Here is a 25371-nt window from a genome sequence, read left to right as displayed (position 1 = left end):
GATCCTCGTTATCGGTTCAGCAGGGGTTGCAGTTGGGCCACTATCTTGCCACGGGTCAGGGGGAAATAGTCATCCTCGTCGAGTGCCTCCACCTGGCTCCAGCCCGGCTCATCACCGGCCAGCTTGGCCTCTTCCAGCCCCGGGAGCTGCTGCAGATTGAGGGAGAAGCGCAGCCCTCCCTGCTCCTCAAACAACTGGTTGTCCTCCGCCGTAGTGACCGAGAGCACCAGATGCAGCCACTCCATGCGTCGTCTGCTGACATCATCCTGGGGCCAGTCGAAGTCGAGGCGGGTGTACAACCCCTCCTGAGCTACAGGAGCGGTCTGGCGAAAGTGGTCGGTGAAATCGACCAGCTTGCCTTCGCTCTTCACCAGGACGGCGAGTTTAACCTGCTCGGGGGCTGTCATGGGCAGCAGGATACGCAGCTGGGTCAACACCCGTTGCTGTACCGGCACATCGACGATGGTGCCCACCATCAAGCGCTGCTGCGTCTTGGTCTCGGTGTGGTACTTAATCCTCAGGCGCGGGGTCTGCATCACCTCTTGCCACTTGCGCAGTTGAATGTCGTACTCCCACTCCTGATTGGCGTGCAGAAATGGCAGTATGCCGCGTTTGCCCCAACGGGACTCGCTGACCCAGCGCATCAGCGGGGCCGAGCTGAGGAAGTTGTAGGCCAGTTCGCCGCCGAAGATCAGGGCGCTGGCCAGCCACATATAGGGATTGAAGCGCACCGCAAAGCGCAGCGTGACGGCGGCGGCCCGCTGCCAGCTGATCTCCCCGGCGATGGCGGCCATGGTCATGCGGGTACCAGCCACTGCTATCTTGCCGCTGGCATAGGCCTGCAAACCATCACCGCTCAGGGTTATCGCCGAGGCGACCATGGGCTCCCACTCCCCCCGGCGCCAATGACGAGCTATCTGAGAGGCTTGCTTATAACCATCCGAAAGTGCAGAAAAAGTGCCCAGACCAGCAACCCATGTGGTTCCTAACGTTACTACCTTGCCAGCATTCTTTAGGCTGCTCTCAGCCCCCTCCTTGAGCCAGCGGCAATAAGCGGAGGTGCGTACAACCTCGACACCAAGTGCCAATGCTGCTCCCACCAGCCCCAAGGCGGCAGACCATAAGTCAAAGTTCTGCGCTCTTGTATTTTCACTCTTATGGGTCAGATCCCCCGATGTTTTGGCGAAGTTAAACCAGTTGGCCATCAGCACCACCAGACCCAGGCTGCCGCTGAGGGTTGCCCCGCCCAAGGCGGGTCTGGCCGCATTGCCAAACAGCACCTGGTTGCGCAAGGCGGCGCGGCTTACACGCAAATGCTCTTCTATCTCGGTCAGGGTCGCGCCGCTGGCCTTGATCACGATATGGGATACGGGGTGTAGCTCGCCGGGGCGGGCCACCGGTTGGCTGTGTGCAAACACCTGCTCGCGCAGCGCCGCACTTTCACGCTGCACCGCGGCCCACTCGGCATTGGCTCTAGCCCGGATCTTGCTGTCGGTGGGCGTACTCTTGCTCGCCTTGTTGTATTGGCGGGTGGCAGAGTCAGCCCGTTCGCGCAGCTTCTCCAGCGTGCCCAAGGTTTTTTGCAGCCACTGGGTGTAACCGGCGTCACTCTGTGTGCCGATATCCAGGGTGACGGCCGCATTCTTCGCCTGACCCAGCAGCATGGCAATGGTGCCGGGTCTGGCATGGCGCAGCAGGCTATCTGCCTGCCCCTGGGCCGCATGTATCCGTTCAGCCATTTTTTGCAGCTCGGGGATCGCCAGACGGCCGAGTTCCGACGCCAGCCTGCTCATGGAGCCTTGCAACTCAGCAGGGACGCTGTCTATGAGCTTGAGATGCATGCCTGCCATCTGCGCCTGAAACTCCTTGAGGCCAGCCAGGCCATCGATCAGCGCACTGGTACTGTCCTTCACCCCCAGCGCGTTGTTGATGTCCCCTGCAAGCCCGTCATAGTCTTCAACGGTGGCGATATTGTCGGCGTTGGAGACCCAGAGATGGGTGTTCTGCTCACCCAGGGTGGCGAAAAATGCACTGACTTTCTGCCTGTGTTCCGGATCGTCCCCCAGACCGAGCAACCAGTGATATTCCAACTCCAGCCGACGTTTGAACTGCTCCTGCACCTCTTTGTCATAGACGGGAATGGCCGTGTAGGCCGCTGGCAACATGGCAACCCTGTCGGTTTCGAGCTGGAAACAGGTTTCCCGCCAATGGGTGACCTTGGTCTGAGCCGGCCCGTACCAGGCGCGCATGGCCTCTTCATCAATACGCTCCAGGATCCCTCGTGCTATCCGCATGCCCATCCAGCTTTCGCCGTAGAGCAGGTCTTGCTTCTGCTCACCAGCGCGATCAAACATCGCCTTTAGCTCTTGACTGGAGACGCCTGCTTTCTTTGCCATCACGTCGTTCTTGGCCAACTCGGAGCGGTAGGCTTCGAACGTCTTTTTATCGCCAAATGGCGAGGCACTGGGACGATTCACCTTCTCCAATGCGGCTTCATAGTCCTGCTTGGCCTTCCAATAGTCGCGATAGCGATTTTCCAACGCATTGGGATGGGCCTTGCTGTACTCGGCCAACTTTTGATTGTCCGCCGACTGCATCAACAAGAGGTCGTCGCTCATTTCAATCAGCTGGAGCAACTGAGCCGCAGCAAAGTAATCCGCCCGGTTATAACCTTCGGCCATCCACTGCTCTTCTTGCTCCACCATCGCCTGATAGGCGCTGGCCAACTCGGTCATCAGACCGATCGGATCCTCCAGCAGCAGGATGGCGGCCTCCCCCTGGTAAGTAGGCAGTATTTTGCTGGTCAATACGCTAGCACTTTGCGTTTTTGGCATTTGGGTCAACCAACACCATTGCTCGGTTTTGGCGTGAGTGCTTTGCTGCGGGTGTACCTCTGCAAGGTGCTTCTCAAGCTGCTCAGGCGGCAGCAGATGTCGAGACCCATTTTGACAATCGAAACTGCCCACCTTGCAGGTTTGCATCATCTTTTGACGCAGCTTGGGGGATCTCAACAACTGACCTTGCAACTTGGGCGAGATCTTGGTGCGACTGTAAAGCACCTGCACAGAACCGGAGCGACTGACCACTATGGTGGAGTCCGATTCCTGATAAACAAACGCCTCCTTGCCCCATGCGGATGCCAGTCCTTTCTGCTCCAGCTTGGCAACGACTCCGTTCTCCGCCAGTTGATAGGCATGAATGATATCGGGACGCTTGCTGTGGATCAGGTAGAGATAGCTCGTCTCATCAATCAATCGGATCCCGACGGGGCGGTACTTGATGTTGGCAGCATGGTTGCTGGCTATGGCCGGATGGGTCGTTTTCTGTTCAACCAACGCATAACGAACCGGCAATAGTTGAATCTTGTTCTTCTTCAATGGGCAAGCCTTGGTGCTTCCCTGAGCATTGGCACTGCTTGCTGCTGCAGCGTCTTGATTAGCACTCATATCTCAGTTCCCATTCTGTGTTGTGTTTCGGCGCGCTCGGCAGCTTGCTCAATTCTCTGTGAGGGGGTGAGTGAAGAAGTACGCATGATCAATGCCGTGATGGCGGGATAAGCATCACTCTCCTTCCAGGTAATGCCGAGGTAGCCCAGTACATTGAAGAAAAACAGCAGGTCCCTTGTACTTTCGAACCCTTTGCCATAGCCCCATTCAGCCCACTCTGCTACCCACTGACGAGCATCAAGCTGTTCACCCAGACGTTCGGGGAACCATTTCTCCATATGGCGCCAGATACCATTTAGGGTGTTCAACCAGGTTACCTCTCCAAGACGTGCCCACTGGGCGTCACTCAGACGTAGCAACTTGCCAACTGGCCGTTCCAATGTGGAAACCTTTTTGTTCCACCATTCGGCCGAGGAGTTTGGGCGCAGCAACCTGTGCACAGGGATCCATACCTGCTCAATAGCCTGCCAAAGCCAAGGCTCGTCATCGAGCAGTAAGCGGAACATGCCATCGGGTTGAGCCATCTTGAGCAAAATACAACTACCATAGGGGCTTTCAACCTCGATCAATTGGCGTAGTCGCTCAGCGAGTGGTAATAACGGGAGACGAGAGGAAAGGAGATATCCCCACTCATCTTCTCCGTGGGAATACCAGTTAAGCAGCTCTGGTGACGCCTCAACCAAGCAAGGAGAGGCTTCTCGCAGGGCATCCCAAGGTGCATAGAGATATATAGGTTGATAAACAGGGCTATCGGTTACCTCAAACAGCTGCCGCTCAAGCTCGGGGATCTGCCCGCCATCGAGCAACAGATAGAGGTGCTCCCCTGTGGCCAACTCAAACGCGGGCAAAACCATTACGGGTTCACCTGTCTGGCCAGTTGCTCACAGATCTCGCACACAGGTTCGGCAGACTTGAGCGTCGCAATCTGACGTGCGGGGTCCATGGGAGGCGGCGGCGCCACCACTTCAACCGCGCCGGGCTGGATCGGCATCTGGCCACCCCAGCCGGAGCCTGAGCCCGGGCTGCCGCCGGAGTTCATCTTGATGGAGCCACCACTGAGGGTCACGCCACCAGCATCAATCTTCACAAAGCTGCCACCCACTTTCAGGGTCAGCTCGGCGCCCGCTTCCATCACTATCTTCATGCCCGCCTTGTGGTGTACTTCACTGGCCGCCTCCACCAGCAGGGATTGACCGAGCTTCTGATGCATGCTGGCATCCACGGTGAGGGAGTAGTCCGCCTTGATCTGGTCCCGCTTCTCCCCCTCCACCATCAGGTGGTCGTTGGCCTTGATGCGGGTCACCCGCTCATTGTCGATGTCCCTGTGCTCGTCGTGCTTGATATGCCAGGCGGCGTCGTTTTCGATGAGTACGTTCAGGTCTTTCTGACCGTGGATGTAAATCTCTTCCTTGCCAGCCTGGTCTTCGAAGCGCAGCTCGTTGAAGCCCTCCCCCTGATGGGTTTCGGTGCGCAGCACTGTGCGGGTCTTGTTGGCCGGCAACTCGTAGGGGGGCCGGTTGGTGGCGTGGAAGGTGCGCCCCGTGACGATGGGCTGGTCCGGGTCCCCTTCCAGGAAACTCACTATGACCTCGTGGCCGATGCGCGGGATGGCCATAATGCCGTACTGGCCGCCGGCCCAGCCCTGACTCACTCGTACCCAGCAGGAGCTCTGCTCGTTGGAGCTGCCGTAACGGTCCCAGGGGAATTGCAGCTTCACCCGGCCGTGCTCGTCGCAGTAAATCTCCTCCCCCTCCGGCCCCACTACGATGGCGATTTGCGGGCCATCCACCATCGGCTTGTGAGGGGCCTCCGGGCTGTCGATGCGTGCCCGCCAGGTCGTGCTCGCTTTCACCACCCCAAATTCGTTGTGGTAAACGGTGGGGCCGCTGCCCCCCTCCTCTTCCAGCGCCTGGGGCTGCAAGCCGGTGTGGCTGATGCGCACCACTTGCCAGTCGGCATTGAGGCTGCCGTTCGGGTGCTCGCTGAGGGTAAAAGTCTGGCCCGGCAGCAGGGCCGCGCTGTTGGACTTGCCACTGCCGGTGACAGCGTCATTGCGCAGGGCATCCAGCCGGTGCTGGGCAAAGGCCTTGCCGCTCGGGTCCAGCTTGTAGCGGCCCGGGTAGTCGAAGTGCTGGTAGGTATCGCGCTGGTGCGCAAGCTCTGCCCCCAGCTTCTTGTGGGAGAGCCCATAGGCCGGGGTCTTGAAGCTGTAGTCTTTGAGCTCCACATCCGAGGGGCGCACCGCCTCCCGGTAGTGGAACTGGCGCACATAGTGGCCCTGTTCCAGGGAGCGGTTGCCGAGGTTGAAGAAGAGCTCGGGGCCGGCGGTCAGGGCCGCCGCGTCGTCGGCAAAGACGATGCGATGCTTGCCCTGCTCGAACTCAAAGAAGTAGAAGAGCCCCTCTTCGGCAGCGAGGCGATTGACGAAGTCGAGGTCGGTCTCCCGGTACTGGACGCAGTATTCCCGCTTGGCGTGCTCATTCTTGAGCGCAAAGGCGTAGTCGGTGATGCCGTGCTCTTGCAGCAGGATACTGAGGATTTCGTCGGGCTTCTGCGCCTGGAAGATGCGGGAGTTCTGGCGGAGGGACAGCCGCCATAGCGCCGGTTTAACCTCAAGGCTGTAGCGGGTACGCCGAAAGCCGCTGTCCCCCTGCGCCATGTCGCTCACCACCCCGCACACCCGCCGTTGCAGCTCTCCGTTGTACCACACCAGCAGCTCGCAGGGCTGGTCCAGCACGGCGCCGAAATCCACATCGGGCTCGGGGCTTGCCAGCTCAAGGCGCAGGTTGAACGGCCGGTTCAACCCCTCTTCCAGGGCAAACTCCGCCACCACGAAGGTGCTCTCGGGCAGGGCCCCCACCTTGACGGTAAATTGTAATCCTGTGCTGTCTGCCATCAGTGACTCCTTATCCTGCCGGTCCGCTGCTTGCGCCTATCACCATGCAAGCGATGGCTAAGCTCCCATTGCGACGGGTTTGCCATCGAGGAGCAGATCAGGACTGGCTACAACTAGCTGAGAAAGGGAAACCCTTGGTGGTCGGCACCTATGTCACCGAGCAATGCCATGGTGGGACACATCAAGACCGGCCTCTGTTGTGTTTTGCCATCAAGCCGCCTTGCGGCCTTATGGCAAAACACAAAAGCTCCGACCACATCCGGTTGAACGGGTCGGAGAAAGCTTGCACGGGTCTGGCGACCGCTGACACTGACGACGCCAGAACCCTGGGGCACTACAAAGGAATTACGTTGATAAAAAATCGGGGCTTATGCCTCGATCGGGGCACGCCAGTCATCGGCGCCAGAGGTGCCGGCCACTGTGTGTTCCCAGTCGATCTTGCGATAGGCCATGGAGACCTGGATCAGCTGGGTGAAGTCAGACTTCGCCGGATCCTGGCAGTGGGGCATCTGGCAATCGATGTCGACGATGGTGGCATCGGTCAGCACGGTAGAGAAGAAGTGCTCCTGCTTGCCCTCCACCGAGGTGCGGTACCACTTCAGGGTCACTTTCGGCAGCATCTCGCCGGAGGCCAGGGAGTTGTACATCAGCGGTACGGCCTTGTTCAGGGCCACGGTGAATTTGAACGGCTTGTGGACACGCTGGCCCGCAGGTTGACCGGATTGCGGATCGGTCGGGACTGTGACGATGTGCTGGAACTCTTGTACCAGCATCTCGTCTTCATGACCCTGCACGAAGATGTTGCCGACGGAGTCGGAGGTGAAGGCACCGGCGGTGATGTTGCCCTGGGTTTTACCTTCGATGCTGATATAACATGGAGTTGGCATGAGTTTGCTCCTGATGGGTTGAACGGTAATGACACTCGACCGAAACCATTAGCAGTGACCATGCCACTCTTTTTAATTGAGCAATTTCAATAGGTTACCATCTCACCGCGACAATATCGAAGCATGTCCAGCGCAATAAGTTGTGTTTATCAACGTTTTCGTCCACCAATGATTGCCTGACCAGTTTAATATTCCGTTTTTTGAGCAATGTGTTGCGCCATGCGGACGAGATCACTGCTGCTCATCCACATTGGCAACGGACGCCAGCTCCACATTCAAGCGGACGACCCCCTGCTTGAGCGCCCAGGAGATGGCCTGGCACTTGCTGCTAGCCCCCAGCTTGCTCACCACATTGTTCAGATGAAATGTCACCGTACGGGGGGTGATCCCCAGGATCTGGGCGATATCGCTCACCTGCTTGCCCTCCGCCGCCCAGCGACATACTTCCAGTTCACGCAGGCTCAGGGCATCGTGAGGTGACGACCCCACCAGACAGACCCGTACCACGGCCTCGAAGATATGCATGGACAACCAGGTCAGTGAAGGCACGGCCGCCAGCCACTGCTGCTCGCTGCGAGGTTCACGTGTGATCAGGGAGAGCAGACCCACATGCCCGTTGGCACCATGCCAGGGAAAGGTGATGCCATCGCGCAGGCCTGCCTCCTGCGCCAGCGTCATGACTGCCAGGCTCTGCTCATCACATGTCCCCTGCGCCATGAGCTCGGCCCACAGAATGGGCGTGCTCTGCACCATGCCACGCTGCACGACGGGATCTATGGCAAAGAAATTTGCCTGGGTATACGCATCTACCCAGGTCTGGGGGCAACCATTGAAGATGATGACATCCGGGCGCTGTATGGTACTGGGAAACAATAGGGCCAACCGGAAATAGTCAAAGCCTGCCTGTTCCGTCAACTGGCGCAGCAACGCCACTATGGTGCGTTCATCGCTGGCCTGCTCGAAACGGGCGATGAGGTCTAATGCGTTAGTTGTATTCATGTGATCAAGTTGCTTATAAACGGTGACCATATTGTTCAGCATGAATCCCAATAGGGGCTGAATCACATGCCAACAAGTGGAAATGACACGCTACCGAGGCCTGGAGTGTGGGCGACCCGGAAGAGACAGCGACATGGCAGGCCCCATCAGAACAGGGACAACCAATAGAGAAAAATGCTACCAATGGTAAACAGGCAGCATCTAATATGTGAAACCATATTAATTACATATGATTAATATAAGGTTTGCACTAAAAACAAACCTTTTTCGCTTAAAACAGAGATCCTGATCACTACAGTGCCTGAGCCTGCCGGCGACCTGTTCGCAAGACCCCCGGGCTTTCCTGCCGCCCCCTGGCTGCCAGCATGCGCCCTACGCCTGTTTTGTGCTCTGGCGTGACCCTAACGCCGCCCTCATCCCCTGCTCTCATCAGCCCGCGCTTTGTACCCTCCTGATCAGGCCTTCATGTTGGCACTTTACATGTGCACATATATGCACATATAGTCCAGCCATGACCACAGTACAGACCCGAACCCAGGCCATAGATGCCGCCATTGCCTCTCTGGATGGAGCCTTCTTCAAGGCTCTGTGCGAGCCGCCACGGGTTGCCGTCCTGAAACGCGTCATGCAGCTGGGCCGGGCAGACATCACGGAGATAGCGGCCGAGTTGCCCCAGGAGCGCTCTGTGGTTTCCCGCCATCTCCAGCTGCTGCTCGATGCAGGGATACTGCGCTCTTCCAAGGTTGGGCGACAGGTGTTCTACGAAGTGGATGGCCCGGCCATTGTCCAGCGCCTGGAGGAGATCCTCCGTCACACCAAGCACATTACCGCACTGTGCTGCCCAGGCAGATCAGATTGATTTTTCTTTACCTAAATACGTGTATGGATGTGCACATATGAACTTGATGGGTCAGCAATTTGATGTCGTTGTCATCGGAGCAGGCCAGGCAGGTTTGGCATCTGGTTGGCACCTGAAGCAGCAAGGGCTTAACTTCATGCTCCTTGATGAGCAAAGAGGTCCTGGCGGCAACTGGCACAATTACTACGAAAGCCTAAAGCTGTTCTCACCGGCGGCCTATTCCGCGCTGCCCGGCATGCCCTTCCCCGGCACACCGGGTCACTATCCCGGTCGTGATGAGGTGGTGCGTTACCTGGAGCAGTATGCCGACCGGTTCCAGCTACCGGTTCGCCAAGGGGTCAGAGTCACCCGGGTCATGGGCTTGGAGCAGGGCTTCCAGATAACAACAGCCAGCGGAGAGTACTACCAGGCGAGGGCTGTCATAGTGGCATCTGGGGCCTTCAGCCGCCCCTACCTGCCCGATATTCCAGGACGCGAGGACTTCAACGGCACACAGCTTCACAGCGCCGATTATCGACATGGAGCGCCATTTCGCGGCCAACGCGTCGTCGTCATTGGCGCGGCGAACTCCGCCGTGCAGATAGCCCATGATCTGGCCGCCGTGGCCGAGGTGACGCTGGCCACACGAGACGCCATCCGATTCGCCCCCCAACGGATACTGGGGGCCGATTTTCACACCTGGTTGAAATGGACAGGCCTGGAGAAAACCCGCTGGTTGAACGACCAGAGCACCCCGGTTCTGGACAATGGCACCTATCGCAAGGCGCTGAAAAACGGCTATTTCAAGCAGCACCCCATGTTCACCCGGATCACCCCAACGGGTGTCGTCTGGGCAGATGGACAGCATGAAGCCGTTGACACTCTGCTGTTTGCCACCGGTTTTCGCCCCAATCTGCCCTTTCTCGAGGGCCTGCCCGTGATGGATGAAACCGGCAAGGTGATGCAGCGCGATGGGCGGGCCAGCCAGGTGCCCGGTTTGTACTTCGTCGGTCTGCCCAAACAGCGCAACTTCGCCTCTGCCACCCTCAGAGGAGTCGGGCCCGATGCCGGACACCTGATCCCCCATCTGCTTCGCCACCTGCAACGGCCGGATGGGGTGCTTGCCTCGCCAGCCTGAGCCGGTCTGCCCCTAGTGGTCAGCCCGTCTCAGGTCGCATTAGATTGCCGCCGGGGCGCGGCAGCAAAGGGACTGTCACTCGATACGCCGGCCTTGCTCATCCACCACTCGCTCTCCATCTTCCTTGGTGAAGGCCCCTTGCTGGGGGCTCGGCAGTATCTCCAGCACCACTTCTGACGGACGGCACAGTTTGGTGCCCAGCGGGGTCACCACTATGGGGCGGTTGATCAGGATGGGATGGGACAACATGGCGTCGATCAGTTCCTCGTCGCTGAATCCCTCCCCGGCCAGCCCCAGCGCCTCGTAGGGGGGCACATTCTGGCGCAGCAGCCCGCGCGCCGGTATTCCCATGGCGGCAATGAGCGTGACCAGGGTCTCGCGGCTCGGCGGCATCTCCAGATAGTGGATGACGGTCGGCTCCACACCTGAGTTGCGGATAAGTGCCAGCGTATTGCGAGAGGTACCACAGGCCGGGTTGTGGTAGATGGTGATCTTGGGGTCACTCATGCCTGGGCCTCCGCTTTGCCATAGTGGCGCTTCATGCGCAGGGCCACGTTGACCAGGGCGATCAGCACGGGCACCTCAACCAGCGGGCCTATGACACCGGCGAAGGCCTGATCCGAGCTCAGTCCGAACACGGCGATGGAGACCGCAATGGCCAGCTCGAAGTTGTTGCCGGTGGCGGTAAAGGCGATGGAGGCATTCTTGTCATAGGGAATGCCCAGCTTCTTGCCCACCAGGAAGCTGGTGAAGAACATCAGCACGAAATAGACCACCAGTGGGATAGCGACCCTCAGCACATCCATGGGCAGCTCGACGAGCATCTCCCCCTTGAGACTGAACATCAGCACTATGGTGGCCAGCAAGGCGATCAGGGTGATGGGGGAGATGGCCGGAATGAAGCGCTCTCTGTACCACTTATCCCCCTTGGCCTTGACCAGGTAGTGGCGGCTCAGGAAACCTGCCAGGAAGGGAATGCCGAGATAGATCAGCACGCTCTGCGCAATATCCAGCATGGTGATGTCCACCGCAAAGCCCTGCAGCCCGAACAGCGGCGGCAGCACTGTAATGAACAGCCAGGCCATGAAGCTGTAGGTGAGGATCTGGAACGCGCTGTTGAGCGCCACCAGACCCGCACCGTACTCCTTGCTGCCGCCGCCGAGGTCGTTCCACACCAGCACCATGGCGATGCAGCGCGCCAGGCCTATCAGGATGAGGCCCACCATGTAGCCCGGCTGATCATGCAAAAACACCAGGGCGATGACGAACATCAGGATGGGGCCCACCAGCCAGTTCATCACCAGGGAGAGGGTGATGGCGCGGCGATCCCGGGTCATGGCGCCCATGGTGCCGTAATTCACCTTGGCGAGCGGCGGGTACATCATCAGGATGAGGCCTATGGCGAGCGGCACGTTGGTGGTGCCGACCGACATCGCCTCGTTCCACTGGGCCACCTGGGGGAACAGATAACCAATCCCCACCCCTATGCCCATGGCGACGAAGATCCAGAGGGTGAGATTGCGGTCGAGAAAACTCATTTTTTTGCTGACGGGCAGATCGCAGCAGGCATTGGTACTCATCAAGAGACTCCCTGAGAAGATGAAAGGGGCGGTTGATGGCGGGGCAAACCGATTGAAATCAACGCCGCCAACAGGACAAAGAGGGTGGAGATCCAGAGGCAGGCCTCGAGACCATAGAGCTGGAACACCAGCCCGGAGAGCAGGGTGCCGAGCAGGCGCCCCAGGGCATTGGCCATGTAGTAGAAGCCCACATCCAGCGATACCCCGTCAGAGCCGGCATAGCTGACGATCAGGTAGCTGTGCAGGGAGGAGTTGATGGCAAACAGGGCGCCAAACACCATAAGCCCTCCCACCAGACTGATGGCAGGGTGCAGATCGTAATGAAGCGCCAGGGCAATCAGGGCCGGAGTCAGGGCCAGCACCAGCGCCCAACGCATTGCAGCCTTGCCATCGGGCACACGCCCCTGACGTTTGCCGGTAAAACGGGGGGCCTGGGTCTGCACCACGCCATAAGCAATAATCCAGAGCGCTAGGAAGCCACCCACATACCAGTGATCCCAGCCAAAGCTGGATGCGAGGTAGACAGGCAGCGCCACCACAAACCAGACATCCCGGGCCCCGAACAGGAAGAGACGGGCCGCCGACAGGTAATTGATGGCCCGGCTCTTGGAGAAAATTTCGCTGAACTTGGGCTTGTTCCTGGCCTTGCCGAGATCCCGTTTCAGGGTCAGCAGGCTGACGCACCACACCAGCGCCAACGCCAGGGCCATGACCAGCACGGCCCCCTGAAACCCGAGCAGGGTCAGCAGGGCGCCACCGAGGAAGAAGCCCATCCCTTTCAGGGCATTCTTCGAGCCGGTCAGGAGTGCCACCCACTGGTAGAGCTGACCCTGGGCCTCCCCTGGCACCAGCAACTTGATGGCGCTTTTGGCACTCATCTTGTTGAGATCCTTGGCGATCCCCGAGAGCGCCTGCGCCCCCATCACCCAGGGCACCGTCAGCCAGAGCGGCGGCACCAGCAACATGCCGAGCGCCAGCACCTGGAGGGCGAGGCCTATGTTCATGGTGCGGTTGAGCCCGAGGCGAGCCCCGAGCCAGCCCCCCACCAGATTGGTCACCACCCCGAAGATCTCGTAGAAGAGAAACAGGGAGGCGATGGCCAGCGGGCTGTAACCGAGCCCATGGAAGTAGAGCACCACCAGCATGCGCAGAGCGCCATCGGTCAGGGTGAAGGCCCAGTAGTTGCCGGTCACCAGCAGATACTGGCGGATCTCGGGGGAGAGTCGGGTCAGTGCCATGGCCGGGTTATCCTTGCGCCTTGTCCATCCGGCCAACCATGCGCATCAGCTCGGCGGTACGGTTGGCATAGCCCCACTCGTTGTCATACCAGGCGTAGATCTTCACCTGGGTGCCATTGATCACCATGGTGGAGAGTGCATCTATGGTGCAGGAGCGCGGATCCGTCTTGTAATCCACTGACACCAGGGGGCGCTCCTCATAGCCCATGATCCCCTCGAGCTCGTTCATGGCGGCCGCCTTGAGCAGGCCGTTGACCTCGGCCTCAGTGGTGGGGCGGCTCACCTCGAACACGCAGTCGGTGAGGGAGGCGTTGGCGAGCGGCACCCGCACCGCGTGGCCGTTCAGCTTGCCCTTGAGCTCGGGGAAGATGTGGGTGATGGCGGTGGCAGACCCCGTGGTGGTGGGGATGAGACTCAGGCCGCAGGCGCGGGCACGGCGCAGGTCGGCGTGGGGGGCATCCAGGATGGTCTGGGTGTTGGTGATGTCGTGAATGGTGGTCATGGAGCCGTGCCTGATACCGAGCTGCTCGTGGATCACCTTCACCACTGGCGCCAGGCAGTTGGTGGTGCAGGAGGCCGCCGTCACTATGGGGTGCTGCGCCTTGTCGTAGAGGTGGTGGTTGACCCCCATGACTACGTTGAGCACCCCCTCCTCCTTGACCGGCGCAGTCACCACGACCCGCTTAACCCCTTGCGCCAGATAGGCATTGAGCAGGGCCTTGGTTTTCATCTTGCCGGAAGCCTCGATCACCACATCACAGCGGGACCAGTCGGTCTGGCCTATCTCTTTGTTGCGAGTGCAGAGGATGCGATGGTTGCCTATCACCATCTGGTCCCCCTCGGCGCTGGCTTCATGATGCCAGCGGCCATGGACCGAATCGAAGGTGATGAGGTGTGCCAGGGAGGCGGCATCGCCAGCCGGGTCATTGATGCGCACAAACTCCACATCCGCCCAGTCGAAGGCGGCGCGAAATGAGAGACGGCCCATGCGGCCAAAACCGTTGATACCAACTTTGATAGCCATGCTGTCTTCCTTAACCGGCGAATGCGTAGTGGGTATTGAGGTAGTGAACGTGGGGCGCCAGGGTCAGCGCCTTGGGACGCAGCCCTTGCACAAGCGACTTGACCTGTGTGGGGGCGTAGCCCGCCTCCAGCAGCAAGATGGCTGCCATCAGACCGGTACGACCCGAGCCGCCACGGCAATGAATGGCCAGGGTCTGGCCCGCCGCCAGGCGAGCCAGCAGCGCCGCCTTGTGGTTGGCAAAGGCGGCGGCAAAGGGCGCTTCGGGGGCACAATCGTCCTCTACCGGCAGCTGGAACCAGGCCAACCCCAGTGCATTGCACTCGACGGGCAAGGCATCGGCCTTGAACTCGCGAAGCTCGGCATCGGGCATCATGGTGACTACCGCATCAGCCCCGGCGGCTTGCAGGGTCTTGAGGGAGGCTTGCAGGGAAGCCTCCTTGGTACCGGGACAGGGGGTGAAGATAAGGCGGGCGCCATTATCCAGGTTCAGGATGTCAAAGGGGTGCATGATAAGCAGCGGCTCCATGTCTCATTGAGAACATCAGATTGGTTGGTGAAAACAGGTTGTTGGTACCCAGTGCTGGTGGCCGCAAGCCGCGACCACGCAAGCATCGTCTCACCCCTCCTTGTGGGCAGGGTGACATAAGTCTTGCAGGGCCTTGACGCCGACCGGCTCGATCGCCAGCAGGGGCACCACGGCATAACGCTTCCCATGCTCACCCCTGACCGCCTCGATATGGGGCTGCTGGCGACAGGCTCGCTGGGCAAGCAGGGGGGAAGTGATGCCAGCAGGGACCAGCCTGTGATTCACTACCCAGGCCCAGGGCTCGATGCCGGCGCGGCGCAGGTCGGCTTGCAGATTGGCGGCCTCCTGTACCGGGGTGGGCTCCGGCAGGGTGACTATCATCACCTTGGTCTGTTTCGGGTCTTGCAGTTGCATCATGGGGGTGGTGAAGTGCATCCCTTTCCCCCCCATCTGGCGGGCTATCTCTCTGTGATAGGCACCAGTCGCATCGAGCAGCAACAGGGTATGGCCGGTCGGCGCCGTATCCATCACCACGAAGCGCTTGCCCGCCTCGCGAATGATCCGCGAGAAGGCCTGAAACACGGCGATCTCTTCGGTACAGGGGGAACGCAAATCTTCCTCCAGCAGGGCGCGGCCCTGTGCATCCAGACTCGCCCCCTTTGTGGCCAGCACCTGGGCACGGTAACGCTCGGTCTCGGCGTGAGGATCGATGCGGCTCACAGCCAGGTTCGGCAGTGCCCCTGCCAGTGTCTCTCCCAGATGGGCTGCGGGATCTGAGGTGGTCAGGTGAACCGGCAGGCCTCGACTGGCAAGCTCTACCGCCACTGCCGCCGCCAGGGTAGTTTTACCCACACCGCCCTTGCCCATCAGCATGATGAGCCCGTGGCCATCGCTGGCCAGCTCATCGACCAGTTGCGTCAAGCCGGGATGTTGCTGGTCCTGTGACTCGGCGGCCGGGCGTTCGACCTCGAGGTTCCCGTTGACAGGCGCTGCGCCGAGTAACTGGCGCAGGCTATCGACCCCAACCAGATTGGTCGCCAACAGCGGCACTCTGTCTTGTGGCAGACTGGCCAGCAGCGCTGGCATTTGGGCCATCGCCAGCTGCTCTCGTTGCCACAGGGCGGTCGCCAAGGGGTCATCAACCAATTCGCTTTGGGGGAAGATGCCATTGATGACCAGTTGCTGATTGGCAAGGCCGATGGTCGCCAGCTCATCGTGGGTACGCGCCACTTCCCGCAAGGTCGAGGCTTGCGCTCGGGCGACCAGAATCAGCCGGGTTTTCTCTGCATCGGACAAGGCAGCAACGGCCTCGGCGTATTGGCTGCGCTGTTTTTCCAGCCCTGCCAAGGGCCCTAAACAGGAGGCATCCCCCTTGCCTTGCTCAAGAAACTCGCTCCACGCACCCGGCAACTGCAACAGACGTATGGTGTGCCCGGTGGGGGCCGTATCGAAGACGATATGGTCATATTCTGCCAGCAACGCCTTGTCGGTAAGCAGGGCCGTGAATTCGTCGAAGGCGGCGATCTCTGTGGTGCAGGCACCGGAGAGTTGCTCCTCAATGCTGCGTACCACGCTCTCGGGCAACTTGCCGCGCACCGGCCCGACGATCCGCTCCCGATAGGCTTGTGCAGCGGCTTGCGGGTCTATCTCCAGTGCTGACAACCCACTGACTGCCGCTATGGCGGTCATCTTGTTGCCTATCTGGGTATCGAATACCTGGCCTATGTTTGAGGCCGGATCCGTGCTGACCAGCAGTACCCTTTTGCCACTGTCACACAAGGCAACCGCACTGGCACAGGCCAGCGAGGTCTTGCCCACCCCGCCCTTGCCTGTGAAAAAGAGAAACGGCGGCGCATCATGGAGAAACGAGTAGTTCAGAAACGGGGACATGAGAGACTCCTATCAGAAACAACGAGGCAATTGACCGAGCAGCGAGCTTGCCAGCCAGGCGATGTCGCTTAGCAGCAACCACTGCAGCCGGAGCAGCATCCACTCTTGACGATCCCCTTGATAGCGCCCGCTTTGCTTGGCTCGACATCTGACGGATCGACTTCTGTACCATCGCTTCCCGGGGCTTTCGGCAACTCCAGTCCTGCATAACGCATCAGTTCGGCGCGGCTGGGATAACGACCGGTGAGTACCAGCTGACCATCAACCAGGGTCACAGGCAGTCCTTCTTCCCCAGTCAGCTCCAGAAAGGAAGCCACTGCCGGGGTCTCGGCGAAGACCAGGGGCTGTTGCGCCAGGTTGAATCGATATAGAGAGCCACCCTGCTGCTTGATCCATTCGGCATCGCCGGCAAAGGTCACCAGATTTTGGTCAACCTCTGCGCCACATACCCCGCTGGAACAGCACAGGGCCGGGTCGAATACTTGTATCAGTCTCATGATCTACTCCTCATTGCAGCAAGGCTGCGCAGGCAACACATGGGGCGAGCAACCGGATTCGGCTCTCATCACCCCGCAGGCTTCCGGATGACCGGCGCAGCACTCCTCGGTGAGGTAGCCGATAAGACTCAGCATCAGGGGAATGTTGGCGCGATAGCGCAAAAAGCGCCCCTCCTGCTCCACCGAGAGCAGGCCAGCGTGCAGCATGGCTTTCAGGTGAAACGAGAGGGTGTTGGGGGCTATGTCGAGCTCGCTGGCCAGCTGGCCGGCGACCTGACCTTCCAACCCGGCCTTGACCAGCAGACGCCACACATCGAGGCGAATGCCGGATGCGAGGGACTCAAATACCTTGGTGGCGATCTCTTTGTTCATGGAACTTCCCCTTCATTCACTTCATGACTTCAACTATACAAGAATCATTGAAATGATCAACACGACCAGAGCCTATCGTCGATCTCCTCACTCCCTCTTGTCGTTCACACAGCACTCCTCGCGGAAAAACGCGATGATCTCTTCCAGCACCTCGTATTGAGAGACGCACAGCAGGGTGCGGCTCTCCCGGTTCTGCTTGACCAGCCCGACCGAAACCAGAGCGGCAATATGATGGCTCAGGGTCGAGGCGGGAATGGCGAGCTGCTTTTGCAAGTCTCCCACGGGCAGGCCTTGCTCCCCGGCCTTGACCAGGTGCTTGAAAATGAACAAGCGAGTCGGATGACCCAACTCTTTCAATGCCTTGGCGACCGCTTCCAGCTCCATGCTCCAACCCTCTTCATCGATGATATTTCGATATTACCAGAAATATCTTGACCACCCACACACTTCGATTATTTTAGAAATATAGTCAAACCCAAGAGGATGTGAAGATGAATGACTGGTTAACCATGCTGACGGATGCATCTCGGATGTTTGTGTTGCTGGCCGTCGAACTCTCGGTGCTGTTCCTGGTGATCAGTGCCGCCGTCAGCCTGATCCGCCAGAAGATCCCCGATGCCAAGATCCAGGCCATGCTGGGGGCTCGAAAAGGCAGAGGCTATTTGATTTCGGCTGTACTGGGCGCCCTGACCCCCTTTTGCAGTTGCTCGACCATTCCCATGCTGCGCGGACTCCTGTCCGCCAAAGCCGGTTTCGGACCCACCCTGACCTTTCTGTTCGTCTCGCCGCTGCTCAATCCGATCATCGTCGGCCTGATGTGGGTCACCTTCGGCTGGAAACTGACGGTCCTGTATGCCGTTATCGCCGCCGGCGTCTCTGTACTGGCGAGCATGCTGCTGGACATGCTGGGATTCGAGCGTCATGTGATTGACCCCAAAGAGGCCAAGCCAAGCAGCTGTGGCACAGGCTGTGGCACCACGACGAGTGAAGCTGCCAGTGTGAGCGCAGCAGCTTGCTGCTCAAACAAGGCTATCAAGTCAGTCACACCGTTAAAGGCTCAGGCATCTTGCCGTCCCGCACAACCCGAGGCCTCGCCAGCCCTCTCTTGCTGCGCAGACGGCTCTGCGGCCCTGACTCATGCGCCAGTGAGATCCACGGCCTTCGCCAAGGCGCGGGCGGATGCCTGGCAGCAATTCAGGGAGGTGCTGCCCTATCTGCTGCTGGGAGTGCTCGTCGGGTCATTTATCTACGGCTTTATTCCGGCAGAGTGGATAGCCGCCCACGCCGGGGCTGACAACCCGCTGGCCATTCCATTCAGCGCAGTGGTGGGTATTCCGCTCTATATCCGGGCAGAAGCCGTGATCCCTCTGGCATCTGTGCTGCTGGGCAAAGGGATGGGCATGGGGGCAGTGATGGCACTCATCATCGGCAGTGCGGGGGCCAGCCTGACCGAGGTGATCCTGCTCAAGTCGATGTTCAGAACCCCCATGATAGTGGCATTCCTCACCGTGATCCTGGGAATGGCCATCCTGATGGGTTACCTGGCACAAGGGCTGTCTGGGGCCCTGGCCTGAGATCGGCCGCGCCGACGTTGTGAGATGGAACAAGAGCATGGCGTCGGCGAAGGGACGGGAGCAGAACACTCACAGACCAGAAAAAGCCATCTCAATCAATCGGAAGAACTTGGATGTGTGGAGAAGGGCATAACCTCGGCCATCCATCGCCGCGGATCAGGTTTCTCGCCCCCCCCCCCGCAACAGATAAAGGAGGCAGCTGGCAGGAGTCATGGCCTGTCGTCAGCGGCCAGGATGGGCCAGGAAAGCAGGAATGTGGTGCCGCCCCACCCGTTGGGCTGGCAGAGGGCGCTGCCGCCGTGGGCCTCGGCAATGGCCTTGACCACGGCGAGTCCGAGCCCGCTGCCGCCGCTCTTGCGCGAACGCGACGGCTCCCCCCGGCGAAACGCATCGAAAACATAGGCAGCAACCTCCTCGCCGATGCCAGGCCCCTCATCTTCCAGGCTCAGGGCGCACAAGGCACCCGAGCGTTGCAGGCGCACTGTCAGCATGCCCGGCACCGCGTGCTTCTGGGCATTTTCCAGCAGCGCCATCAGGGCCTGACGGATACGAAACAGATCGCAGCAAACATGAAGTTCGCTATCGAGCTCCCGTTGCAACACAAATCCGCTCGCCGCCAGAGGGCTGGCAAATGCCTCAAGCACCACGGCAAGCTCGTCGGCCAGCCTGACCTCGGTCCGCTGCAACTCCAGATGACCGCTGTCGTTGAGGCTCAATACCCGCAAATCCTCGATCAGGTGATTGAGCCCCTCCACCTGACGCAGCAACCCCTCGAAGAGTTCGCTACTGGGAGGAAATACCCCTTCGGCCAGCCCCTGCAAGCGGCCGCGCAAAATGGTCACCGGAGTGCGCAATTCGTGGGCGATGGCGGCATTCCAGAACTCCCGCTCGCGGGTCATGCTCTGCAGCCGCTCGGCCATGGCGTTGAAGTCGCGCACCAGTTGCGCCGTCTCCCCGATCGCCTGCTCATCCTCCGGCACACGGGCATCGAGTTTGCCCTCGGCCACCTCGCGCAGGCTGGTTGCCACCGAGTTGAGGGGAGTCAGGATGCGGCGAGAGAGGCGAACCGCCACGTAAAGCGCCATCCCCAATGCAATGAGAATGGTGGAGCCGATCCAGATCATCTCGACTCTGGAGGGCACCCAGGTCTCGGAGATGCTGCCCGGCACAAACGCCACGGCGATGCCATAAAACACATAGGTGCCGATCACCGCGAGGGAGATGATACCAAGCGTCATCAGGCCCAGAGAGCGGATGATCTGCCTGCGAAGGCCGGGCGCCGATTTCATGCATCGCCCCCGAAGCGATAGCCAACGCCCCAGACACTGGCGGGGACCCCCTGAATGCCGTGTGTCTCCAGTTTTTTGCGCAACTTGCTGATGTGGCTATCCACTGTACGCTCCTGGGTATCCCCCTCCGGCAAGCAGTGAGTCAGCAGTTCGGCGCGGCTGAACACCCGTTTTGGCGCCCGCATCAAAGAGGCGAGCAACTTGAACTCGGTCAAGGTCAGCTCCAGCACCTGCTGCCCCTCATCGCGGCAAAGGCTGGCCTCGTGGCTCTCCAGATCGATCTGAAACAGGCCGACCCGCAACACGTTCGCCGTGGCAGGCTTTACGGCTCGGGTGCGCCTGAGCACGGCCTGCACTCGCGCTACCACTTCGGCCGGATTGAAGGGTTTGACCACATAGTCATCCGCCCCCATGCGCAGCCCCATTAGCTTGTCGAGATCCTGATCGAGGGCGGTCAGCATGATCACCGGCGTGTCGCCGCGCGCCCGGATCTCGCTGAGCACCTGCCAGCCATCCAGTTGCGGCATCTGCACATCCAGCAGCAGGAGGTCGGGTTTGAATGCCTGATGCATGGCCAGCGCTTCACGGCCATCGGCGGCGTGCAGGGAGCGCAACCCATGACGTTGCAGGTAAGCGGCGAGGATGTCGGCGATCTCGGCTTCATCCTCTGCAATCAGAACCAGTGACTGGCCCACCGGGCTGGCGGAAGCATTGAGATGGGACATAGTCGGACTCGAAAAAAGGTGGCGTTGAACTTTATCATCGCCTCCATGGATTCTCCACAAAGCCTCGAATCATTCGCAATAGCCCCTCGCCATAATGGCCGCTCGATGCACTCTCCGGCCACATCACACCGGAGAGACGGTTTAACGAGGTGAGTGGATGATGTTTGTAAAACAGCGGTATGCGGGCGCCCTGCTCGCCGTCATTGCCGCATTCGGGTTGGCGGGGTGCGATGTCGCGCCGCAAGAGCAGGAGGCACCCGCCCCTCCTCAGGTGTCGGTGCTGACATTGACTGGTCGGGAGCTGGTCATCAGCGAGGATCTGCCCGCCCGGGTGGCGGCACTGCGCAGCGCCGACATTCGCGCCCAGATCAGCGGTATCGTGCAGCGCCGCCTGTTCGAGCAGGGCGCCGAGATCAGCGCAGGCACAGTGCTGTTCCAGATAAACCCGGCCCCCTTCAAGGCCGATGTCGACAGCGCCGCCGCCGCATTGCAACGGGCCGAGGCCGTGCTGGCTCGCGCCCGCATCCAGATTGAGCGCCTGCAGCCGCTGCTGCGCACCGACGCCATCAGCCGCCAGACCTATGACGATGCGATCTCCCAGCGGGATCAGGCGGCCGCCGATGTAGCCCAGGCCAGGGCGACTCTGGCCCGGCACCAACTGAACCTGCAATTTGCCAGCGTGGAGGCCCCCATCGCCGGACGTATCGATCAGGCGCTGGTGAGTGAAGGGGCTCTGGTGTCGCCCACCGATACCACCCCCATGGCCAGGATCCAGCAGATCGATCAGGTCTACGTCGATGTGCGCCAACCGGCCTCGGTGCTGGAATCCCTGCGCCAGCAAGCTGGCTCAACGGCACCGGAACTGGCGGTGGAGATCCTCGGCAGCAATGGCACACCGCTGGGCATGCAGGGGCACATCCTCTTCTCCGGTATCGAGGTCGATGCCGGAACCGGCGACGTGCTGCTGCGGGTGCTGGTGGATAACCCTGAACGGCGCCTGTTGCCCGGCCTCTATGTGCAGGCGCGCATCCCCCGTGCCCGCTATGCCAACGCCCTGACCGTGCCCCAGCAGGCGGTAGTTCGCACCTCGGGTCAGACCAGCGTGTGGGTGGTGGATGGCCAGGGGCAGGCACAGCTGGTTCCGGTCAATACCGCTGAACTGGTGAATAACCAGTACCGCATCGCGTCCGGGCTCAGTGCCGGGCAACAGGTGGTGATCGAAGGGATCGACCGTCTGACCCCGGGGGTTCAGGTCACAGCTTCCCCTTGGCAACCACCCGCTGTCAGCCAACCGGCTGACGGTGGCATTCGCTGAATCGGAGAGTTATCCATGCCGCAGTTTTTTATCCATCGCCCGGTGTTTTCCTGGGTGATCGCCCTCTTCATCGTGCTGGCTGGGGTCATCGCCATCCCCAAGCTCCCCATCTCCCGCTATCCCTCGGTGGCGCCGGTGTCGGTGACCCTCTATGCCACCTATCCGGGCGCCACGCCGCAGACCCTGAACGATGCGGTGGTGAGCCTGATCGAACGCGAGCTGTCGGGAGTGAAGAACCTGCTCTACTTCGAGTCGTCGGTGGACGCCTCGGGCAGCGCGCAGATCACTGCCACCTTCAAGCCGGGCACCGATCCGGAGCTGGCCCAGATGGACGTGCAAAACCGCATCAAGGCGGTCGAACCCCGTTTACCGCAAGCGGTGCGGCAAACCGGCCTGCAGGTGGAGTCCGCCTCATCCGGCTTTCTGATGATGGTCGGCATGACCTCACCGGATGGCCGCTTCGATGAGGTTGCCCTCAACGACTACATGGCACGCAATATTGTGCAGGAGCTGCGCCGCATCGACGGGGTGGGACGAGTGCAGCTGTTTGGCGCCGAGCAGGCCATGCGCATCTGGGTAGATCCGGCCAAACTCGCCGCCTACGGGCTGACCATCAGCGAGGTGGCGCAGGCCATCGAGCAGCAGAACATCCAGATTGCACCGGGGCGCCTCGGTGATGAACCCGCCCTGCCGGGGCAACGCCTGACGGTTCCCCTCACGGTTCAAGGGCAGCTGACGACCCCCGAGGCATTCGCCGCCATCGTGCTGCGAGCCGGTGGCGATGGCGCCAAGCTGGTGCTGGGTGATGTCGCCCGGGTCGAGCTAGGGGCGCAATCCTACGCCTTCTCCAACCGCGAGAACGGCGTGGCCGCCACCAGCGCCGCCATTCAGCTCTCCCCCGGAGCCAACGCCGTGCGTACCGCCGATGGGGTGCGCACCCGTCTCGCCCAGCTCGCCCCCACCCTGCCGGCGGGCATGGCCTATTCGATCCCGTTTGACTCGGCCCCCTTCGTCAAGGTCTCCATCGACAAGGTGATCCACACCCTGCTGGAAGCCATGGTGCTGGTGTTCCTGGTGATGTTCCTCTTCCTGCAGAACCTGCGCTACACCCTGATCCCGGCCATCGTCGCCCCCATAGCGCTGCTCGGCACCTTCGCGGTGATGCTGCTGGCCGGCTTTTCCATCAACTCCCTCACCATGTTCGGCATGGTGCTGGCCATCGGCATCATAGTCGACGACGCCATCGTGGTGGTGGAGAACGTCGAGCGCCTGATGGCCACCCGGGGGCTGTCGCCCAGGGAGGCGACGTCGCAAGCCATGAAGGAGATCACCGGGGCGGTGATCGGCATTACCCTGGTGCTCACGGCGGTGTTTCTCCCCATGGCGTTTGGCAGCGGTTCGGTGGGGGTCATCTACCAGCAGTTCACCCTGTCGATGGCTGTCTCGATCCTCATTTCGGCCTTCCTCGCCCTGACCCTGACGCCTGCGCTCTGCGCCACCCTGCTGCGTCCGGTCAGTCCAGATCATCATGAGAAGCGCGGCTTTTTCGGTGCCTTCAACCGGGGGTTCGAGCGGTTCACGGCAGGCTACGGTGCGCGGGTAACCCGGCTGGTCGGACGCAGCGGACGGATGATGGCAACCTTTGCCGCCCTCTGCGCCGTGCTAGCCATCGCCGCCGCTCAGCTGCCCTCCTCTTTCCTGCCAGACGAGGATCAGGGCTACTTCATGACCTCCATCCAGCTGCCGACCGGCGCCACCAGCGAGCGTACCCTTGAGGTGGTCAAGGCCTTCGAGACTCACGTCGCCTCTCGCGAGGCGCTGGACACCAACCTGGTGGTGCAGGGCTTCAGCTTCTCCGGCGCAGGCCCCAATGCGGCCATGGCCTTCACCATGCTCAAAGATTGGGATCAGCGTCATGGCGCCACGGCCGCCGAAGAGGCAGATCTGGCACAAGCGGCTATGGCAAATATTCCTGAAGGCACGGTAATGAGCTTGCTGCCGCCCGCCATCGACGAGCTGGGCACCGCCTCCGGCTTCACCCTGTTCCTGCAAGACAGAGCCAACCGGGGAGATGCCGCGCTGCTGGCCGCTCAGGCACAACTGCTGGAACTGGCCGCCAAAAGCCAGGTAGTCAGTGATGTGTATCCCGACAATCTGCCTCCCGGCGAGAGCATTCACCTCGAGATCAACCGACAGAAGGCCGAAGCCATGGGACTCTCGTTCGCCAGAGTAAGCAGTACCCTGTCGGCCGCAATGGGGTCGCTATACGTCAACGACTTCCCCAACGGCGGGCACATGCAGCAGGTCATTCTGCAGGCCGACGCGTCGGCGCGCATGCAGCTCGATGACGTGCTCGGCCTGCGGGTGCGCAATGCCAGCGGCGGCATGGTCTCCTTGCGGGAGGTGGTGACACCGGAATGGCGCGAATCGCCGCAACAAATGATGCGCTTCGATGGCTTCCCTGCCGTGCGTATTGCCGGAGGGGCAGCGCCCGGCATCTCCAGCGGAGCGGCGATGGCGGAGATGGAGCGTCTGGTGGCGCAATTGCCGCCAGGCTTCGCATTGGCCTGGACGGGACAGTCGTTGCAAGAGCGCCAGTCAGCCGAGCAGGCCCCCCTGCTGATGCTGTTGTCGGCGCTGGTGGTCTTCCTGGTGCTGGCGGCACTCTATGAAAGCTGGTCGATCCCGCTCTCCGTGATGTTGGTGGTGCCGCTGGGCCTGCTCGGTGCCGTCGCGGCCGTGATGCTGCGCGGCATGCCCAACGACGTCTTCTTTAAAGTAGGCATGATCACCATCATCGGTCTGTCGGCCAAGAATGCCATCCTCATCGTGGAGTTTGCGCGCCAGTTGCACAGTGAAGGGCGCTCGCTGCTTGATGCGGCTGTCACTGCTGCCCGCCTGCGCCTGCGCCCCATTCTGATGACCTCGCTGGCCTTCACCCTGGGCGTGGTGCCCTTGATGCTCGCCAGCGGTGCCAGCGCTGAGACCCAGCATGCCATCGGCACCGGCGTGTTCGGTGGCATGATCAGCGGCACCCTGCTGGCCATCTTCTTCGTGCCGGTCTTTTTTGTCTTCATCATAGGGGCGCAGGAGCGCCTTCAGGCCTGGCGTACAACGCGGCGAGGGGCGTCATGATG

General features: G+C 60.7%; 21 protein-coding genes. 5 read left to right on the top strand and 16 right to left on the bottom strand.

The features are described 5' to 3' along the window. Positions 1 to 8 precede the first annotated feature (8 nt). The 5 genes from WIR04_RS05125 to WIR04_RS05105 form a co-directional block, all read right to left on the bottom strand. Positions 9 to 3377, bottom strand: a complete 3369-nt coding sequence (locus tag WIR04_RS05125) for a toxin VasX (protein ID WP_338890990.1) — start codon at positions 3375 to 3377, stop codon at positions 9 to 11. Positions 3378 to 3442: 65 nt separating this feature from the next. Next, positions 3443 to 4300, bottom strand: a complete 858-nt coding sequence (locus tag WIR04_RS05120) for a DUF4123 domain-containing protein (RefSeq protein WP_338890988.1) — start codon at positions 4298 to 4300, stop codon at positions 3443 to 3445. Further along, positions 4300 to 6342, bottom strand: a complete 2043-nt coding sequence (locus WIR04_RS05115) for a type VI secretion system tip protein VgrG (protein WP_338890986.1) — start codon at positions 6340 to 6342, stop codon at positions 4300 to 4302. The genes WIR04_RS05120 and WIR04_RS05115 overlap by 1 nt, the downstream gene beginning before the upstream one ends. A gap of 368 nt (positions 6343 to 6710) precedes the next feature. Next, the gene (gene hcp1, locus WIR04_RS05110; protein WP_025327970.1) at positions 6711 to 7229 is read right to left on the bottom strand and encodes a type VI secretion system effector Hcp1; all 519 of its coding nucleotides are present in this window, start codon (positions 7227 to 7229) and stop codon (positions 6711 to 6713) included. Positions 7230 to 7460: 231 nt separating this feature from the next. Then, on the bottom strand, positions 7461 to 8228 hold the full coding sequence (locus tag WIR04_RS05105; RefSeq protein ID WP_338890984.1) for a LuxR family transcriptional regulator: 768 nt from the start codon (positions 8226 to 8228) through the stop codon (positions 7461 to 7463). A gap of 511 nt (positions 8229 to 8739) precedes the next feature. Between WIR04_RS05105 and WIR04_RS05100 the strand changes: the two genes are divergently transcribed. Both WIR04_RS05100 and WIR04_RS05095 read left to right on the top strand, forming a co-directional pair. After that, positions 8740 to 9087, top strand: a complete 348-nt coding sequence (locus WIR04_RS05100; RefSeq protein WP_025327972.1) for an ArsR/SmtB family transcription factor — start codon at positions 8740 to 8742, stop codon at positions 9085 to 9087. 37 nt (positions 9088 to 9124) lie between these two features. Further along, complete coding sequence (locus WIR04_RS05095) at positions 9125 to 10204, top strand: NAD(P)/FAD-dependent oxidoreductase (RefSeq protein WP_338890981.1); 1080 nt, start codon at positions 9125 to 9127, stop codon at positions 10202 to 10204. Between the two features lie 75 nt (positions 10205 to 10279). Here WIR04_RS05095 and arsC read toward each other — a convergent pair whose 3' ends face one another. From arsC to WIR04_RS05050, 9 genes are all read right to left on the bottom strand, one after another. Next, positions 10280 to 10711 carry a glutaredoxin-dependent arsenate reductase gene (gene arsC / locus WIR04_RS05090; protein WP_338890979.1) on the bottom strand — a complete coding sequence of 144 codons (432 nt, stop codon included), beginning with the start codon at positions 10709 to 10711 and terminating at the stop codon, positions 10280 to 10282. Then, positions 10708 to 11784, bottom strand: a complete 1077-nt coding sequence (arsB, locus tag WIR04_RS05085) for an ACR3 family arsenite efflux transporter (RefSeq protein ID WP_338890977.1) — start codon at positions 11782 to 11784, stop codon at positions 10708 to 10710. The genes arsC and arsB overlap by 4 nt, the downstream gene beginning before the upstream one ends. After that, on the bottom strand, positions 11784 to 13022 hold the full coding sequence (arsJ, locus tag WIR04_RS05080) for an organoarsenical effux MFS transporter ArsJ (protein WP_338890975.1): 1239 nt from the start codon (positions 13020 to 13022) through the stop codon (positions 11784 to 11786). The genes arsB and arsJ overlap by 1 nt, the downstream gene beginning before the upstream one ends. A 7-nt stretch (positions 13023 to 13029) precedes the next feature. Further along, positions 13030 to 14046, bottom strand: a complete 1017-nt coding sequence (locus tag WIR04_RS05075) for an ArsJ-associated glyceraldehyde-3-phosphate dehydrogenase (RefSeq protein WP_338890973.1) — start codon at positions 14044 to 14046, stop codon at positions 13030 to 13032. 10 nt (positions 14047 to 14056) lie between these two features. After that, positions 14057 to 14554, bottom strand: a complete 498-nt coding sequence (locus WIR04_RS05070) for a tyrosine-protein phosphatase (protein WP_338890971.1) — start codon at positions 14552 to 14554, stop codon at positions 14057 to 14059. Between the two features lie 108 nt (positions 14555 to 14662). Further along, positions 14663 to 16462: an arsenical pump-driving ATPase gene (gene arsA, locus WIR04_RS05065; RefSeq protein WP_338890969.1), complete on the bottom strand. Its 1800-nt coding sequence runs from the start codon at positions 16460 to 16462 to the stop codon at positions 14663 to 14665. A gap of 68 nt (positions 16463 to 16530) precedes the next feature. Next, positions 16531 to 16959, bottom strand: coding sequence for an arsenite efflux transporter metallochaperone ArsD (arsD, locus tag WIR04_RS05060; RefSeq protein ID WP_338890967.1), 429 nt, complete (start codon positions 16957 to 16959; stop codon positions 16531 to 16533). A gap of 3 nt (positions 16960 to 16962) precedes the next feature. After that, positions 16963 to 17331 carry an ArsR/SmtB family transcription factor gene (locus WIR04_RS05055; RefSeq protein WP_025327981.1) on the bottom strand — a complete coding sequence of 123 codons (369 nt, stop codon included), beginning with the start codon at positions 17329 to 17331 and terminating at the stop codon, positions 16963 to 16965. Between the two features lie 87 nt (positions 17332 to 17418). Then, entirely contained in the window at positions 17419 to 17715 is a 297-nt protein-coding gene (locus WIR04_RS05050; protein WP_025327982.1) for an ArsR/SmtB family transcription factor, read from the bottom strand. A gap of 107 nt (positions 17716 to 17822) precedes the next feature. Between WIR04_RS05050 and WIR04_RS05045 the strand changes: the two genes are divergently transcribed. After that, complete coding sequence (locus tag WIR04_RS05045; RefSeq protein ID WP_338890962.1) at positions 17823 to 18905, top strand: permease; 1083 nt, start codon at positions 17823 to 17825, stop codon at positions 18903 to 18905. A gap of 209 nt (positions 18906 to 19114) precedes the next feature. On the opposite strand, the gene WIR04_RS05040 is transcribed toward WIR04_RS05045, so the two are convergent. Both WIR04_RS05040 and WIR04_RS05035 read right to left on the bottom strand, forming a co-directional pair. Then, positions 19115 to 20194: an ATP-binding protein gene (locus WIR04_RS05040; RefSeq protein ID WP_338890960.1), complete on the bottom strand. Its 1080-nt coding sequence runs from the start codon at positions 20192 to 20194 to the stop codon at positions 19115 to 19117. After that, positions 20191 to 20919 carry a response regulator gene (locus WIR04_RS05035; RefSeq protein WP_338890958.1) on the bottom strand — a complete coding sequence of 243 codons (729 nt, stop codon included), beginning with the start codon at positions 20917 to 20919 and terminating at the stop codon, positions 20191 to 20193. Before WIR04_RS05035 ends, WIR04_RS05040 begins: the two co-directional genes overlap by 4 nt. A gap of 157 nt (positions 20920 to 21076) precedes the next feature. Between WIR04_RS05035 and WIR04_RS05030 the strand changes: the two genes are divergently transcribed. Further along, a complete protein-coding gene (locus WIR04_RS05030) occupies positions 21077 to 22234 on the top strand; it encodes an efflux RND transporter periplasmic adaptor subunit (RefSeq protein ID WP_338890956.1) in 1158 nt (385 codons plus the stop codon). Between the two features lie 15 nt (positions 22235 to 22249). Beyond that, entirely contained in the window at positions 22250 to 25369 is a 3120-nt protein-coding gene (locus WIR04_RS05025; protein ID WP_338890954.1) for a multidrug efflux RND transporter permease subunit, read from the top strand. Positions 25370 to 25371 lie beyond the last annotated feature (2 nt).

Origin of the sequence: Aeromonas rivipollensis, from assembly GCF_037811135.1 — a bacterium.
GTDB classification, from domain to species: domain Bacteria; phylum Pseudomonadota; class Gammaproteobacteria; order Enterobacterales; family Aeromonadaceae; genus Aeromonas; species Aeromonas rivipollensis.
The sequence above is the reverse complement of the archived record's forward strand: the minus strand, read 5'-3'. Positions and strand labels throughout refer to the sequence as shown.

What these genes read in the sequence shown, in the direction of transcription:
- hcp1 (WP_025327970.1), bottom strand. Translation starts at nt 7,229, where the DNA reads ATGCCAACTCCATGTTATATCAGCATCGAAGGTAAAACCCAGGGCAAC.
- WIR04_RS05025 (WP_338890954.1), top strand. Translation starts at nt 22,250, where the DNA reads ATGCCGCAGTTTTTTATCCATCGCCCGGTGTTTTCCTGGGTGATCGCC.
- WIR04_RS05070 (WP_338890971.1), bottom strand. Translation starts at nt 14,554, where the DNA reads ATGCACCCCTTTGACATCCTGAACCTGGATAATGGCGCCCGCCTTATC.
- WIR04_RS05050 (WP_025327982.1), bottom strand. Translation starts at nt 17,715, where the DNA reads ATGGAGCTGGAAGCGGTCGCCAAGGCATTGAAAGAGTTGGGTCATCCG.
- WIR04_RS05030 (WP_338890956.1), top strand. Translation starts at nt 21,077, where the DNA reads ATGATGTTTGTAAAACAGCGGTATGCGGGCGCCCTGCTCGCCGTCATT.
- arsD (WP_338890967.1), bottom strand. Translation starts at nt 16,959, where the DNA reads ATGAGACTGATACAAGTATTCGACCCGGCCCTGTGCTGTTCCAGCGGG.
- WIR04_RS05075 (WP_338890973.1), bottom strand. Translation starts at nt 14,046, where the DNA reads ATGGCTATCAAAGTTGGTATCAACGGTTTTGGCCGCATGGGCCGTCTC.
- WIR04_RS05100 (WP_025327972.1), top strand. Translation starts at nt 8,740, where the DNA reads ATGACCACAGTACAGACCCGAACCCAGGCCATAGATGCCGCCATTGCC.
- WIR04_RS05055 (WP_025327981.1), bottom strand. Translation starts at nt 17,331, where the DNA reads ATGAACAAAGAGATCGCCACCAAGGTATTTGAGTCCCTCGCATCCGGC.
- arsB (WP_338890977.1), bottom strand. Translation starts at nt 11,784, where the DNA reads ATGAGTACCAATGCCTGCTGCGATCTGCCCGTCAGCAAAAAAATGAGT.
- WIR04_RS05105 (WP_338890984.1), bottom strand. Translation starts at nt 8,228, where the DNA reads ATGAATACAACTAACGCATTAGACCTCATCGCCCGTTTCGAGCAGGCC.
- WIR04_RS05115 (WP_338890986.1), bottom strand. Translation starts at nt 6,342, where the DNA reads ATGGCAGACAGCACAGGATTACAATTTACCGTCAAGGTGGGGGCCCTG.
- arsA (WP_338890969.1), bottom strand. Translation starts at nt 16,462, where the DNA reads ATGTCCCCGTTTCTGAACTACTCGTTTCTCCATGATGCGCCGCCGTTT.
- WIR04_RS05035 (WP_338890958.1), bottom strand. Translation starts at nt 20,919, where the DNA reads ATGTCCCATCTCAATGCTTCCGCCAGCCCGGTGGGCCAGTCACTGGTT.
- WIR04_RS05045 (WP_338890962.1), top strand. Translation starts at nt 17,823, where the DNA reads ATGAATGACTGGTTAACCATGCTGACGGATGCATCTCGGATGTTTGTG.
- arsC (WP_338890979.1), bottom strand. Translation starts at nt 10,711, where the DNA reads ATGAGTGACCCCAAGATCACCATCTACCACAACCCGGCCTGTGGTACC.
- arsJ (WP_338890975.1), bottom strand. Translation starts at nt 13,022, where the DNA reads ATGGCACTGACCCGACTCTCCCCCGAGATCCGCCAGTATCTGCTGGTG.
- WIR04_RS05040 (WP_338890960.1), bottom strand. Translation starts at nt 20,194, where the DNA reads ATGAAATCGGCGCCCGGCCTTCGCAGGCAGATCATCCGCTCTCTGGGC.
- WIR04_RS05095 (WP_338890981.1), top strand. Translation starts at nt 9,125, where the DNA reads ATGAACTTGATGGGTCAGCAATTTGATGTCGTTGTCATCGGAGCAGGC.
- WIR04_RS05120 (WP_338890988.1), bottom strand. Translation starts at nt 4,300, where the DNA reads ATGGTTTTGCCCGCGTTTGAGTTGGCCACAGGGGAGCACCTCTATCTG.